The organism is Bacteroidota bacterium (assembly GCA_017303975.1).
In the GTDB taxonomy this organism is placed as follows: domain Bacteria; phylum Bacteroidota; class Bacteroidia; order JAFLBG01; family JAFLBG01; genus JAFLBG01.
This window is the reverse complement of record JAFLBG010000009.1, coordinates 59,708-75,181: the sequence shown is the minus strand read 5'-3', so window position 1 is coordinate 75,181 and position 15,474 is coordinate 59,708. Positions and strand designations below refer to the sequence as shown.

Sequence of the window (15,474 nt, the reverse complement as noted above, 5' to 3'; positions counted from 1 at the left end):
ACATGAAATTTAGGTTTACTCTTTTTTCTTTTCTTACAATAATTTGCTTGGTACATCCTTCTTTTGCGCAAACTCCCAAGTCTGTATATAAGGACAAGGTTACTGAGGGTAATTATTTATTTTTAGAAAAAAATTATACACGAGCACTTGAAAATTTTTTAACGGCATACCAAATAGATTCTACCAATGCCAATATAAATTATAAAATAGGCTTGTGTTACCTAAACTCTTCTTCCGAAAAATTGAAAGCAATTTCTTATTTAGAAAAGGCGTCTAAAAAGACTAAAAAGAATTATGATGAGTATGATCCTAGAGAAAAGAAAGCACCTAAGAATGTTTTTCTTTATTTAGGGCAAGCATATTTAGTTAATGATAGTTTGCTACTTGCAAAAAAAGCATTTACTAGATTTAAGGGAATGCAGCCGGAAAGAGCCCAAGACGAGGTTAAAAAATATATCGAAACTACCAACTTGGCTATAAAATATGCAGCTGAGCAGAAAAAATCGAAAATTGTTAGCCTGTCTAATGGAATAAACACTAAATATGCGGATTATGCACCTGTAATAAATGCAGATGAATCTGTCCTAATTTTCACTTCGAGAAGGGAAGGTAGTACTGGCGAAGAAAAAACACCTGACGATGATTTATATTACGAAGATATTTATCAAAGCAAAAGTGATGGAAAAGGTGGATGGACCGCTCCAGAACACTTAAACATTAATACAACCGGAAACGATGCTGCGATGAGTCTTTCTGCAGATGGACAAACATTGTTTGTATACAAGCAATTTAATGGCGGAGATATTTATGTTAGTAATTTGAATGGAGATGTTTGGAGCGAGCCCGAACCATTAAGCTCAAATGTAAACTCTGTTTTTTGGGAACCACATGCGTGTGTTTCTGCAGATGGCAATACGCTTTATTTTGTGAGTGATAGACCCGGAGGGTTAGGTGGTAGAGATATCTATAGAAGTGTTAAATTGCCTAATGGAGAATGGAGTTTACCACAAAATTTAGGACCAAGAGTAAATACTCCTGCTGACGAGGATGCTCCATTTATTCACCCGGATGGAGTAACGTTGTTTTTTAGCTCTAACGGACACAAGGGAATCGGTGGATTTGATATATTTTATACTGTAAAGCGCGAAACTCAAGATAATTTATCAACTACAATAAGCATAAATAATAAAAATAATACCAATTTAGAAGAACGTAAATGGCCTAATCCACCGGTAAATTTAGAAAGCCCCGTAAATACAACTGGCGATGATATTTATTATTCGCTCTCTGCCGATGGAAAAAGAGCGTATATTTCTTCTGCAAGAGCTGGAGGCGAAGGCGAAAAGGATATTTATATGGTTTCCATTGAGCAAACCGTTGTAGAGCCTACCGTTTTGTTAAGAGGTTATTTAACTTTTGATGGAAAAGAAACTGCACCCGGTACTGTACGAATAGTGGCAACTGATTTGGAGACAGGCACCGTTTCTCAAGAAGTTCGTCCGAATACTAAAACCGGAAAATATTTAGTTATTTTAAATCCAGGACAAAATGGGAAAACCTATTCTGTAAGCTATGAAGCAGAAGGATATCAATCTCAAGTAGAAACAATAAAAGTAGAGCCGGGTAGTGCATTCCAATTAATAGACCGAGCATTGGATTTGAAACCAGTCAATTTTGAAAGTAAGACTCCTGGAACAATTGCTATGTCGGGTAAAATTACCAATAAAGATAAAAAAGTAATACCTGGTTCTAAGATTGTTGTATCTAATGTAGTTACAGCAAAAGTGGTAGATACCTATTATGCCAATCCAACAAATGGAGCATATTATTTTGTGCTTCCTCGTGGCGAGAATTATAGTTTAAGTTATGAGGCAGAAGGTTATTTGTTTCAATCTGAGAATATTTCCACACCTAAAGAAGCTACGTACGAGATGCTTAATAAAGATATTGTTCTTAATAAATTGGAAGTTGGGTCTAAGATTGTATTAAATAATATTTTCTTTGATTCAGGCAAGTCTAAACTGAGATCTGAATCGAATGCAGAATTAGAAAAATTATATAAAATAATGTCTGACAATAACGATATTACTGTTGAGATATCCGGTCATACTGACGATCAAGGTAAAGCAGACATGAATTTGAAATTATCACAGGCTAGAGCACAAGCAGTGGTTGATTATTTAGCGAACGAAAAAAACAAAGTGTATCGTGTACCACCATACTATTACAAAGGTATTCCTCGAAAACGAATGACTGCGAAAGGATATGGTTCAGACCAACCGATAGCACCTAATAAGGGTGCTGATGGTAAACCGGATCCTAAAGGAATGCAGCTGAATAGAAGAGTGGAGTTTAAAGTTGTTTCTAAAGATCCAAGTTTAAAAATAGAATCAAGTTCTGGAGTTGTAGCACCTGCTGCTCCCTCTGCTGATAAGGCGGTTGAAACAAAGAAAAAGTGATGAGAGTTCTTTCCCTCAAAAAAATTTATTTGGGTACGCTTCTTCTTTTAGCTGTTCCGCTCTTTTCTCAAAACTCGAAAAGCTATAAAGATTTATTTTTAGACGGAGTTTATTTCTTAGATGAAGAAAACTTTACATCTGCAATTACGAGTTTTAGTTTGGCATACTCATTAGACTCTTCTAATGCTAATATTAATTTTAACTTAGGATTTGCCTACTTAAACTCCATAACCAAAAAGTCTAAAGCACTTTACTATCTTACTAAGGCTGCAGAAAATGTTTCTAAAGGTTATAGACCATTTAATGCATCGGAAACTAAAGCCCCTCCAATTACCTATTATTATTTAGGTGTAGCCAATAGAATTAATTACAACTTCGAAGATGCCATAAAATCATTTACTAAATACAAAACATTTGTTGGAAGTTCTCTTACAAAGTCTGAAATATCTAATGTAGAGCGAGAAATTAAAATGTGTAAAAATGCTATTAGTTTTTATGCAGAAGCACCGAGAGAGAAAGAGGAATCAAAAAATGTAATGAAGGATAGCGTTAATAGTCCTTTTCCGGATTATAGCCCTGTTATTTCTGCAGATGAATCTACGTTGATATTTACTTCTAGGAGACCTAGTGGTACTGGCGAAGATCTTACGCCAGAAGGGGACTATTATGAAGATATTTATATAAGCAAAAAGGATGAAACCGGAAAGTGGACAGCGCCCAAGTCGATTGGAAATAATATTAATACTCCCGGTCATGAAGCAACGGTTTCTCTTTCTCCAAACGGAGACCAGTTGCTTATTTATAAAGATGATGGTGGAGATGGTAATATATACATAAGCAATTTGGTTGGAGATAATTGGTCTATACCACAAAAATTAGGTTCGGATATAAATTCAACTTACTGGGAGCCAAGCGCATGTATTTCTCCGGATGGGAGTGTTTTGTATTTTGTAAGTAATAGACCCGGTGGTTTTGGCGGAAGAGATATTTATAGATGTGTGAAATTACCCAATGGCGAGTGGAGTATGGCCACTAATCTTGGACCAACTATTAACACTGAATTCGATGAAGATGCTCCGTTTATGCACCCAGATGGAGTAACCCTGTTTTTTAGCTCTAACGGACACAAATCTATTGGAGGATTCGATGTGTTTTTTACCACTAAGAAGGAAAATTGGAAGTGGACTCCGCCTATTAACGCAGGTAAATTAATTAATACTCCGGATGACGATATTTATTATGTATTATCTCCGGATGGAAAAAGAGCGTATTATTCATCTGCTAAAAAAGGTGGTAATGGCGAAAAAGATATTTACATGTTGGCAGTAGAGCAGAGTCTTGTAGAGCCAACAACTTTATTGCGAGGATATATAACTTTTGATGGTAAAGCTAAAACTCCTTCTGATGTTAATGTTCGAATTACTGCTGTTGATGTACAAACCGATGTTGTAACACAAGAAATAAAACCTAATTCAGTTACAGGAAAATACGTTGTAATATTAAATCCAGGACAGACTGGTAAAACGTACCGAGTGGTATATGAAGCCACGGGATTTAATTCTATTGTAGATACAATAAAAGTAATGCCGGAGTCTGAGTTTTTTTTGATAGACAGATTGCCTGTTAATTTTGAGAGTAAAAAGCTAGGAACTATTGCTGTTACAGGAATTGTTACGGATTTAAAAACATCTAAGCCAATACCAAATGTTAAAATAGTTATAAAGAATAATGCTACAGGCGAGGTAAAAGATAGCTACTTCGTTACATCAAATAAAGGAGTTTATTATTTTGTTTTACCGCGAGGAGAAAATTATAATATCTCCTATGAGGCCCAAGGTTATTTATTTCAATCGGAGAATGTGTTTACTCCGAAAGATTCAATTTATCAAACGATTACTAAGAATATTGCACTGAGTAAAATTGAGGTTGGTGCAAAAATGGTTTTAAACAATATCTTTTTTGATGTAGGAATGGCTACTTTGCGCAAAGAGTCAAATATAGAGTTGGAAAAACTGTATGTATTTATGGTAGATAATCCGGATATGATTGTTGAAATATCGGGGCATACTGATGATCAAGGTACTGATGAAATTAATATTCCGTTGTCGCAAAATAGAGCGCAGGCTGTGGTAGATTATTTAACTAACGACAAGAACAAAATATACAGAGTTGCACCCTATTATTATAAAGGAGTCCCTAAAAATCGTTTAGTGGCAAAGGGGTACAGTTCTACAATGCCTATTGCACCTAATCGTTTTCCGAATGGCGATCCTGATCCGGAAGCTAGACAATTAAATAGGCGTGTAGAATTTAAAATCATTTCTACATCTGGTGCCGAAATTTTAAAATCAAGATAAATAAATCTCTGTTTTTATTGTGTATATTACTTGCTAAATGAGATGTTTTTATCACAACATATTTAGTAGAAGTGTTTTTTTTCTAGTATGCGTTATTCTCATTACTTCAAGTAAAATACAATCTCAAAGCAAAAAAAATTATAAGGAAAGATTTGTTGATGGAGTTTATTTTTTAGATGAAGAAAATTATTCTGCAGCTCTATTTAGCTTTACACAAGCCTATTTGATTGATTCAACCAATTCAAATATAAATTTCAATCTGGGATTTACGTATCTAAATTCATTAACAGAAAAGAGAAAAGCGTTGCGTTATTTGAAAAAGGCATCTTTGGATATTTCCGAAAAGTACACACCTTTTTCAGCGTTGGAAAAAAGCGCTCCAACAAGTGTTTATTTTTATTTAGGAGTTGCGTATCGCCTGAATTATAATTTTAGAGAAGCTATTGCATCTTTTGAGCGGTACAAAAATTATTTGAAAGCAACTGATAAAGAGGCGTTGAAAGAGGTTGATAGACAAATAGAAGTGTGTAGAAATGCTATGGAAATTTATATCAAACCTGTTGATATAAATGTAAGTATGATTAAGGATAGTGTTAATAGTGCATATCCTGATTATAGTCCGGTTATTTCTGCTGATGAATCAACTTTAATATTTACATCTAGAAGGCCAGAAGGAACAGGCTACGAATTGACACCTACAGGAGAGTTTTACGAAGACATTTACATAAGTCATAAGAATGAAGCAGGTAAATGGACTAAGCCCGCATCTATTGGAGCATCTATTAATACTGCCGGGCACGAGGCTTCGGTATCGTTGTCTCCTAATGGCGATCAGCTATTGATTTACAGAGATGACAATGGTGATGGAAATATTTATATAAGCACGTTGGAAGGCGACACTTGGAGTAGTCCGGAAAAATTAGGATCGGATATTAATTCTACTTATTGGGAGCCAAGTGCTTGTATTTCTCCTGATGGGAGTATGTTGTATTTTGTGAGCGACAGACCCGGTGGTTTTGGCGGAAGAGATATTTATAGATGTGTAAAACTCCCCAATGGAGAGTGGAGCTTAGCAACTAATTTGGGTCCGACAATTAATACAGCGTATGATGAGGATGCGCCATTTATGCATCCGGACGGAGTAACATTTGTATTTAGTTCTAATGGACACAAAACTACCGGAGGGTTTGATGTGTTTTATTCAACCATACAAGAGGATACTAAATTTGCTCCTGTTAAAAATATGGGAGTGCCAATAAATACTCCAGATGACGATATTTTTTATGTATTATCTCCGGATGGTAAAAGAGCTTATTATTCATCAACTAAATCGGATGGTGCAGGTGAAAAAGATATTTATTTAATTACCTTGTTAAGTTCTGTTGTAGATCCGGTTACTTTGCTAAAAGGCTTTGTAACCATTGATGGTTCTACATCTATTCCTTCAGATTTTAAAATTACAGTTATCGATAAAGAAACCGGATTACTAGTGCAAGACATAAAGCCAAATTCAAAAACAGGAAAATATATTTTAGCGTTGAACTCTGGTGTAGGTGCTACAAAATCATTCATAATAAAGTATGAAGCTAAAGGATACGAGTCGATAGAAGAGTTATTAGAAATTGACTCAAAGTCTTCTTATCAAGAAGTGCAAAAGGAAGTTGATTTAAAACCTGTTAATTTCGAAAGTAAAAGACCCGGTACAGTGTCTTTGGTTGGCTCGATTACAGATAATAAATCAACACGTATATCCAATGCGATTATAACAGTAAAGGAAAATGTAACAGGAATACCAATTGGTATATATGAACCTAATAAGCTAACCGGAAGGTATTATGTTAATTTGGAAAGAGGCAAAAATTACCATGTTTCGTTTGAGGCGGATGGTTATTTATTTCATACGGAAAATGTGAATGTGCCTGCTAAATCAGAGTATTTAGAGTTGTTGAAGAATGTTGTTTTAGAGCCCATCAAAACTGGCTCGAGTATAGTATTGAACAATATATTTTTCGATTCGAATAAATCTATTTTAAGAAAAGAATCTACGCTTGAGTTGGAGAAATTAAAAGATTTTCTTGTGTCTAATCCGGCCGTAAAGGCTGAAATATCCGGTCATACTGATAATTCGGGGACTGCAGCTGCAAACTTAAAACTTTCTAAGGATAGGGCACAGGCTGTTGTAAATTATTTAATTGCTAACGGTATCAGTAAAGCGAGAATTATTAGTAAAGGCTATGGTATGGCAAAACCTCTTTTCTCAAATTCAACAGCAGATGGTAAGCCGGATTCTGCATCTATGCAATTGAACAGACGTGTGGAGTTGAAAATCATCGACTAACGTAGTTTCGCTTTGTTACATGTTGGGTAACAAAACATACAGGGATATTAGATTCAATCATTTCTTTTTTTTATATTCAGAATACTAATTGGTAAAGTATGCGAATAAGATATTTACTCTTTTTTTTACTTATTTCTATTGTTGTTACTGCACAGCCTAAAACATACAAGGATTATTTTGTAGAGGCTAATTATTTAATTTTAGAAGACAACTACAAAAAAGCACTCGATAATTTTCTATTTGCATACGATTTAGATTCTACTGGCGCTAACATCAACTATAATATTGGGCAGTGTTATTTAAAAACAAGTGCCCAGAAAAAAAATGCTCTTTATTACCTTCAGCAAGCAGTTGCTATGGGCGTTACAGAAAATTATAATCCACTTGATTATAAAGAAAAGAATGCACCCGTAACCGTTTATTATTATTTAGGTAGAGCCTATCACTTAAATGGATTGTATGACAAAGCGATTGAGAATTTTGAAAAGTATAAAAGCTATTTAAAGCAACCTAAAAATGCTGCGTTAATAAAAGATACCGACCATCAAATAGAAATGTGCAAAAATGCAAAAGAGTTAATTGCTATGCCTACACGCATAAAGATTACTAACCTGGGTGATAGCATAAACAGTGAATTCCCGGAGTACAGTCCAGTGGTATCGGCAGATGAGTCGATGTTGATTTACACCTCTAGAAGACCCGGAAGTACAGGAGGAGAGATAGGTGTAGACGATCAGTTTTACGAAGATATTTATGTAAGTGTTAAAGGCAAAGATGATAGGTGGAGTACTCCTGTTTCTATTGGCGAATCAATAAATACAAACGGGCATGAGGCAACTATTAGTCTTTCTGCCGATGGTATGCAGTTATTTATTTACAAAGATGATAATGGTGACGGAAATATTTATGTAAGTAATTTACTCGGTGATACATGGTCTAGTCCAGTAAAAATGGGGTCAGACATTAATTCAACTTATTGGGAGCCCAGTATTTGTGTTACTCCGGATGGGAATACACTTTATTTTGTAAGTGATAGAAAAGGGGGATTGGGAGGTAGAGATATTTACCGCTGTGTTCGATTGCCGAATGGAGAGTGGAGCAAGGCGCTAAATTTAGGTCCGTCAATTAATACGGAGTATGATGAGGATGGTCCATTTATTCATCCGGATAGGGTTACCCTTTTTTTTAGTTCGAAAGGACATAAGAGCATGGGAGGTTTTGATTTATTTTATGCAACCAAAACCGATAGTGGGTGGACATCTCCAACAAATTTGTTGCCACCAATAAACACTCCTGACGATGATATTTTTTATATGGCATCTACAGACGGTAGACGAGCTTATTTTTCTTCGTTGCGAGAGGATGGTTTTGGCGATAAAGATATTTATATGTTGGAATTAGAAGATGCACCAAAAGTTGATCCGGTGGCTCTTGTAATCGGACGACTTGTTGCAGATCAAGGTTCCACTTTGCCAAATAATATTGATATCCGTGTGGTAAATACCGAAACAAATGAGCAAGCTCTTTTTAAAGCAAATATTAAATCGGGTAAGTATGTTTTGCCGCTTGTGCCAGGTAAATCATACAACGTATCATACAAAGTTGGAGATGCGGAGTTTTATAACGAAACCATAAATGTTCCTACCGGTACTGATTACCAAGAAATTCAAAAAGAATTACTGTTGGATCCGGTAAATTTAAAAGGTGTAATGAAAGAAGCTCCTAAGCAAGATTTAAAGCACATAAATGAACTGCCAAAAGATAAAACACCACAAAGTAATGCAGAAGCTAAAAATAAAATAGCAGATACAGAAAAAAAGGCGGGAGACTCAACTCCGATAAATTACGGGCAAGAGGTGTATAAAGTGCGAATTAGTTCTGTTAAAAAACCTGCGGCATACGATGCATTTAAAGGATTGAAGAATGTGGAATATGAGCAAACTGCAGATGGATATTACAGATACTATGTTGGTACTTATAACTCGAAAGTCGAGGCAAAGGAAAGGAAAGAAGAAATTATAAAGGCAGGAGTATTTACCGATGCTATTGTAATTAAATATACTGGAACTTTATTGCCATTTAACTCCACCAAGCCCAACACTCTAAATACTGAGGCACTTACAACTTTTTCGGACAATACATTTTTGATGTATTTTAAATACAATGCCACAGAAATTAACTCTACGGATAATGATTTTGTTTCGTTTGTTAATGCTATAGCTCAAAAGCTTAGTGTTGGAGCTGCTACAATCGAAATAGAGTCAAGCGCATCTCATGTGCCAACTAGAAAATATTCAGATAACAAAGAATTGGCAAAATACAGAGCTGAAAATGCAAAGCAAAAAATAATGGATGCATTAAATTTGAAGAATGCCTATACACAAAAGCTTACAATAAATTCGAATAAATTTTTAGTAGGCGGGCCGGAGTATAGCGGAGATTATTTGTTGAATAAAGCAGAATACGAAAAGCATCAATTTGTAAAAGTAAAAATTGCCACAAACTAATAGTTGTATGTAGTGTTTGGTATAGCATTTGTTTGATACCCTTACATTATGTAGTAAAAAACATGTTAAAGAAGCGTACCATACTATTGTTTTCACTGCTGTTTGCTGTTGTTTTCGGACAGGCGCAATCTAGACAAGCCCCCAAGAAAATAGTGCAGCCAGAGGATGCAGAAGAACATTTTTCGCATACAAATTATGTAATGGCACTTCCTATTTATAAGGAGTTGTTAAAGCAAGAGCCGAAGAGCATAAAGTACAATTACAGGGCAGCACTTTGCTATCTAAATACCAATATTGATAAATCACAAGCCGTACATTTTTTAGAGTTTATTACAAAAATTCCCGATGCTAAGTTTGATAACGAAGTTTGGTATGATTTAGGACGAGCCTATCATTATTCCTACAAATTTGATGAGGCAATAAAAGCTTATTCAACATATAAAGAGAAGGCTGGAAACAAAGAGATAACTAAAGCGAATAGACAAATAGAAATGTGTAATAACGGAAAAGAACTAATGAAATTTCCGTTGAATATTAGTTTTGAGAATTGTGGAAAGTCTGTTAATTCTGAGTTCCCCGACTACTATCCGCTCGTTACGAAGGATGAAAGTAGTTTGGTTTTTACATCCAGAAGAAGAGAGAATGTAGGAGCGAGGTTAGAATTTGATGGATATTATCCATCTGACATTTATTTATCTATCGCAAAAGAAGGAGTGTGGAGCAAAGCAAAAGGTGTTGGAACATATGTAAATACTGCTTATGACGAACAAGCTGTTGGTATTTCTTCCGATGGAAAAAGTATTGTTGTTTATATTGATCATATTGACAGTGCCGGAAATTTATATGTTTCGGAGATTAAAAGGGGAAGTTACCAGCGCATAGTTCGGCTGAATGAGAATGTAAACAAAGGTTTTGAGCGTTCTGGTTCCATTTCTCCGGAAGGAGATATTATCTTTTTTGCAAGCGATAGAGAAGGCGGTTTGGGCGAAACAGACATTTACATGTCTAGGAAACTTCCAACCGGACAATGGGCAAAAGCACAGAATCTGGGGGCGAATATAAATACACCCTATCGGGAGGATTTTCCTTTTTTGGTAGAAGATGGTAAAACATTGTATTTCGCATCACAAGGGCATTCTAGTATGGGAGATTACGATTTGTTTAAATCTATTTGGGACGAAGAGAGTAACACTTGGAGTAAACCTGTTAATTTGGGTTATCCAATAAATACACCCGATGAAGAGCGATGTATTTCCTTTACAGAGAATAATCGCGTGGGTTATGTTTCTGCTGTTCGTAAAGGTGGTTTGGGTGATTTAGATATTTATCGTGTAACATTTAACGATGCTGAACAGCGCTATGCAATAGTTACAGGTTATGTTACCCCATCGGATTCTATACCAATAAAAGATTTCAGGGCTGTAATTACGGCCACGGATATGAAAACAAAAAAAGAATATTCCTATATTCCATCTAAATCAACCGGAAAATATGTAATGGCGCTAACACCCGGAAAGTATGCCATTACTGTAGAAGCTGCAGGATATAAAACTTTGGCAGATGCCGTTGTTGTATTTGATATGGGTTCCTTTCAGCCGGAGATGGATAAAAATTTTGTGTTGAGTAAAAATCAATAAATTTTTTAGTCCTCTTAATTTACTACCAACTTTTTTAAAGTTAGACCTTTGCTACTTTCCACCACTAGCGTATAAAATCCTTTGGGCAGATTACTAACGTTTATGGGTGAAGTAGTAGTGCTTGTAACCTTCGTTCCATCAATTGTATAAATAGAATATGATTTAGCTTCCACAGAAGAGTTCTTATCAATAAAAATAAAATCGTTTGATGGATTTGGATAAAAATCAAATAAATTGTTTACCTCAATATCATCCATTCCCGCATATGGGTGCGTATAATTTTTTACAAAATTCCATGCTTCCCATGGATACGATATATCATAGGCAGGTTTTAACAAATATTCATGTCCAACATTTGTAATTTTAAGCATTTGCATTTGTACCCCAGCGTTACAATTCAATAGCCGAGAGCGAATAACACGAGCACCATCATTTGCCAAATCCGGCAATGTGTCAATAATTTCTGACCCAATACAAGAGTTTGAGCTTTTCCAGTCATTCCAAGAATTATTTAGCGATGTATATGCCAACACAAAATTCCCGGCAGGGTTTACAACAATATCTGTTAGTCCATGTCCCATGGATATGGGTATAGGGCGAGTAGGATTTGTATTTAGAAATGCAAAAAATTGAGTAGATGCAAAGGTTGCAACCGCAGCTATTTTATTAGATACTTCTTTTGCCATTCGCTGTGTCATAAAACCTCCCATTGAAAAACCGGTCATATACACACGAGCTTTATTCACACTGTGGTTTTTAGTAATGGTATCAATTAAATCAGTAAGAAAATCTACATCGTCTGCATTGGGCGAAATAAGCGGAGCGCCTGCATTCCAGCATGTGCCACTACTGCCAACCAATGCTTGAGGATAAACAACAATGAAATTTTCTTGATCCGCAATTCCGTTAAAGCCGGTATATGGCATGTGGCTTTGAATACTATCCGTTAGTCCATGTAAAACCAATAATAACGGATATTGTGTACTTGTGTTGTAATTTGCAGGAAGGTGAATAAAGTATTTTCGAGTACCCGAAGTATGTTGGAATGATTTTAAAGAAGTTTGAGAATGTATGAATGTACTTAAAAGTAAAAGGCTTAAGAGTGTAATTTTTTTCATGCTTTTGGTTTTATTTTCAATTAACAATTTGTACTAGCTATTGTTTGCCTAAAATCTAACATGGTAATATCATACAAATACTCTATTTTTACTCACATATGAATACTAACTTAAGTGCAAATATCGGACATTTATTAGCGCAAAAAAAAATTGATTTTGCTGTATTAAAAAGAAAAATTGGACTTAAAGCAAGCTCTGTAAATTCTGTTACACAAATAGCTGATTTAATTTCGATTGCAGCTTTTTTTAAGATTGACTATAATACTCTGCTAAAGGATAATCTGCAGAATAAGACTACTCCAAAGCCTACTATTAAAATTTTAATAGTAGATGTTGATGGAGTTTTAACCGATGGCGGAATGTATTACACCGAAAGTGGAGATGAGTTTAAAAAATTTAATACCAAGGATGGCTTGCAGATTAAGGCACTTACTAAAAAAGGATTCCAAGTAGGGTTAGCCAGTAACGGGATTAATAAAAATCTTATAACAAAAAGAGCTAAGTTATTAGGTATTCAAAATTGTTATGTTGGAACAGAACCAAAGGTACCTGTTATTGAAAAATGGCTTAGAAAGCTAAAACTCAGTTGGACTAATGTAGCATATATAGGCGATGATTTGAATGATGTTGAGTTGTTTAAAAAGGTTGGATTTGCTGCTTGTCCGGCAGATGCGGCAAAAGAAATAAAAACATTAGCTCATGTTGTTTTAGAGCGGAATGGTGGAAATGCTTGCGTGAGAGAATTTATTGACACCTACTTGCATAGATATACATAGATGAACCAGTTGGTTGTTATAGATAATTACGATTCATTCACATATAATTTAGTGCATTTACTCGAGAAAGTTACACTGCAAAATGTGGATGTATATAGGAATGATGAAGTTGAAGTTGACAAACTAAGCACGTATTCCCATATTATAATTTCTCCCGGACCTGGATTACCCCAAGACGCAGGTGTTTCAAAACTTGCGATTGAAAAATTTTCACCCTCCAAAAAAATTTTAGGTGTTTGTCTCGGGCATCAAGCAATTGGAGAGGTTTTTGGAGCTTCTTTAATAAATTTACCAACTGTTTTTCACGGAGTAGCAACTAAAATGAATGTGTTAAATAGCAATAATCTATTTAAGAATATTCCCGACTCCTTTTTGGTAGGAAGGTATCATTCTTGGGGTATAAAAAAGGGACTTCCCGAATCGCTTGAGTTGCTAGCTGCGGATGAGAATGGAAATCCAATGGCTATTAAGCATAAGCATTTTCAGTGTTACGGAGTACAATACCATCCCGAATCAATATTGTCGGAGTATGGAGAGCAGCTAATAAAAAATTGGATGAATCTTTAATTTATATTATCTTAAGTAAATGATGTTGTTAAAATAAATTCAATATTTTTTTCTGTTTACACAATATCACGGAAAGCGCTATTGAATTAATTTTTAACAAGTTTAAATGAATTGTATAATGAAAAAGGCATTACTAGTATTAGTTGTTTTGTATTCTCAAATTCTTTTTGCTCAAAAGGAGATAAGCTCAAAGGAGGCAGATTTAAAATTTAAGAACGGAGACTATGAATCTGCACTTACGGATTATTTGAAGTTGTTTAAAGACGACCCAAAGAGTGAAGAATATAATTATAGAATAGGCGTTTGTTATTTAAACTCAAACGTAAATAAAGTAAAAGCAATTCCCTATTTAGAAAATGTAACCAAGCGCGAACACTTTGACAACAATGCTCTATATTTATTAGGGCGAGCCTATCATTATGCATATCGTTTTGATGATGCTTCTAGGGCCTACAACCGGTTTAAAGATGTAGGAAAAGGCACAAGCGAAAATTTAAAAGACGTAGAAAAGCAAATACAATATTGCTTTAACTCAAAAGAGGTAATTAAGTTTCCGGTAAATGTTACTTTTCAAAACTTAGGTAGAAATATTAATTCATCGTATGCAGATTATTATCCATTTGTTTCGAGTGATGAAGCTTTTATCATTTATAATTCACTTCGACCGGATGCTGGCTCATTTATAAAGCCAGATGGTAATTATCCTCCATCTGCGTATCGTTCCGAAATAAAAAGTGGTTTTTTTTCTAAGTCAGAAAATATTAGTAAAAACTTTGATGTTCCGGATGGAGAAGAGGAAGTTGTGGGAATGTCTCCGGATGGCTCTATTTTATTGATATACCATGATGACTTTAAAGGGAAAAGCAATATTTATGCCATGCATATTGATTCTGCTAAAAAGTATTCAGACCCCGTAAAGCTAGATGGGCAGGTAAACACAAGCCATCACGAAATAGCTGCCAGTATTAATAACGAGGGCGATATTTTATATTTTGCAAGCGATAGGTCAGGAGGAAAAGGCGGAACAGATATTTACGTTACCAAAAAATTACCAACAGGAGAATGGGGTGTTCCACAAAATTTAGGAGAACCTATTAATTCTGCTGCCAACGAAGATTTTCCGAATATTTCACCGGATGGCAAAACGTTATACTTCAGTTCTAATGGGCATACTAGCATGGGTGGTTATGATATTTTTAAATCTACTTGGGATGAAAAATCACAACGCTGGGTTAATCTAAAAAATTTAGGATACCCAATTAATACGCCTTATGACAACATGAATTTTAGAATTTCTTCTAACGGTCGCTATGGCTATATTTCAGCGTTACGCTCCGGAGGACAAGGAGATTTGGATATTTATCGTGTTACTTTTAACGAAGTAGAACATAATTACGTAGTAATAAAAGGCATTGTAAATCCTAAGGAAGCCAATGTTAACAAGCCTTTTTCCTACAAGAAAATTAATATCAAAGTGGTTGATAATTCTAAAAAAGATTTGTATGGACTTTATCAAGCAAATCCTATAAATGGAAGGTACATTATTATTGTACCTCCTGGAAATTATGATATTGAGGTAAGTCACGAAGGATTTGTAACAGATAAATATACAGTGGATATTCCTGTCAAAATTATTCAAGACTCAGAGATTAATAAAGATTTTTATTTGCCTGTTGATGGGGCTGCTACAACCACACAATCAAATGGTAATTAGC

The 15,474-nt window shown here is 35.1% G+C and carries 9 protein-coding genes; 8 read left to right on the top strand and 1 reads right to left on the bottom strand.

Annotated elements, in window-relative coordinates:
• The first annotated feature begins 2 nt into the window (after positions 1-2).
• The 5 genes from J0M08_05205 to J0M08_05185 all read left to right on the top strand — a co-directional run bounded on the left by J0M08_05205 (position 3) and on the right by J0M08_05185 (position 11,298).
• Entirely contained in the window at positions 3-2,459 is a 2,457-nt protein-coding gene (locus J0M08_05205; GenBank protein ID MBN8702438.1) for a PD40 domain-containing protein, read from the top strand.
• Positions 2,459-4,816 carry a PD40 domain-containing protein gene (locus J0M08_05200; protein MBN8702437.1) on the top strand — a complete coding sequence of 786 codons (2,358 nt, stop codon included), beginning with the start codon at positions 2,459-2,461 and terminating at the stop codon, positions 4,814-4,816. The genes J0M08_05205 and J0M08_05200 overlap by 1 nt, the downstream gene beginning before the upstream one ends.
• 37 nt (positions 4,817-4,853) lie before the next feature.
• Positions 4,854-7,154 carry a PD40 domain-containing protein gene (locus J0M08_05195; protein ID MBN8702436.1) on the top strand — a complete coding sequence of 767 codons (2,301 nt, stop codon included), beginning with the start codon at positions 4,854-4,856 and terminating at the stop codon, positions 7,152-7,154.
• 98 nt (positions 7,155-7,252) lie between these two features.
• On the top strand, positions 7,253-9,661 hold the full coding sequence (locus J0M08_05190) for a PD40 domain-containing protein (protein ID MBN8702435.1): 2,409 nt from the start codon (positions 7,253-7,255) through the stop codon (positions 9,659-9,661).
• Between the two features lie 62 nt (positions 9,662-9,723).
• On the top strand, positions 9,724-11,298 hold the full coding sequence (locus J0M08_05185) for a PD40 domain-containing protein (protein ID MBN8702434.1): 1,575 nt from the start codon (positions 9,724-9,726) through the stop codon (positions 11,296-11,298).
• A gap of 14 nt (positions 11,299-11,312) precedes the next feature.
• Here J0M08_05185 and J0M08_05180 read toward each other — a convergent pair whose 3' ends face one another.
• Positions 11,313-12,416, bottom strand: coding sequence for a T9SS type A sorting domain-containing protein (locus tag J0M08_05180; GenBank protein ID MBN8702433.1), 1,104 nt, complete (start codon positions 12,414-12,416; stop codon positions 11,313-11,315).
• Positions 12,417-12,514: 98 nt separating this feature from the next.
• Here J0M08_05180 and J0M08_05175 point away from each other — a divergent pair, with 98 nt between their 5' ends.
• From J0M08_05175 to J0M08_05165, 3 genes are all read left to right on the top strand, one after another.
• Entirely contained in the window at positions 12,515-13,192 is a 678-nt protein-coding gene (locus J0M08_05175) for an HAD-IIIA family hydrolase (GenBank protein ID MBN8702432.1), read from the top strand.
• Positions 13,193-13,759 carry an aminodeoxychorismate/anthranilate synthase component II gene (locus J0M08_05170; protein ID MBN8702431.1) on the top strand — a complete coding sequence of 189 codons (567 nt, stop codon included), beginning with the start codon at positions 13,193-13,195 and terminating at the stop codon, positions 13,757-13,759.
• A gap of 118 nt (positions 13,760-13,877) precedes the next feature.
• Positions 13,878-15,473 (top strand): PD40 domain-containing protein, encoded by a 1,596-nt coding sequence (locus tag J0M08_05165; GenBank protein MBN8702430.1) that lies wholly within the window; start codon positions 13,878-13,880, stop codon positions 15,471-15,473.
• Position 15,474 lies beyond the last annotated feature (1 nt).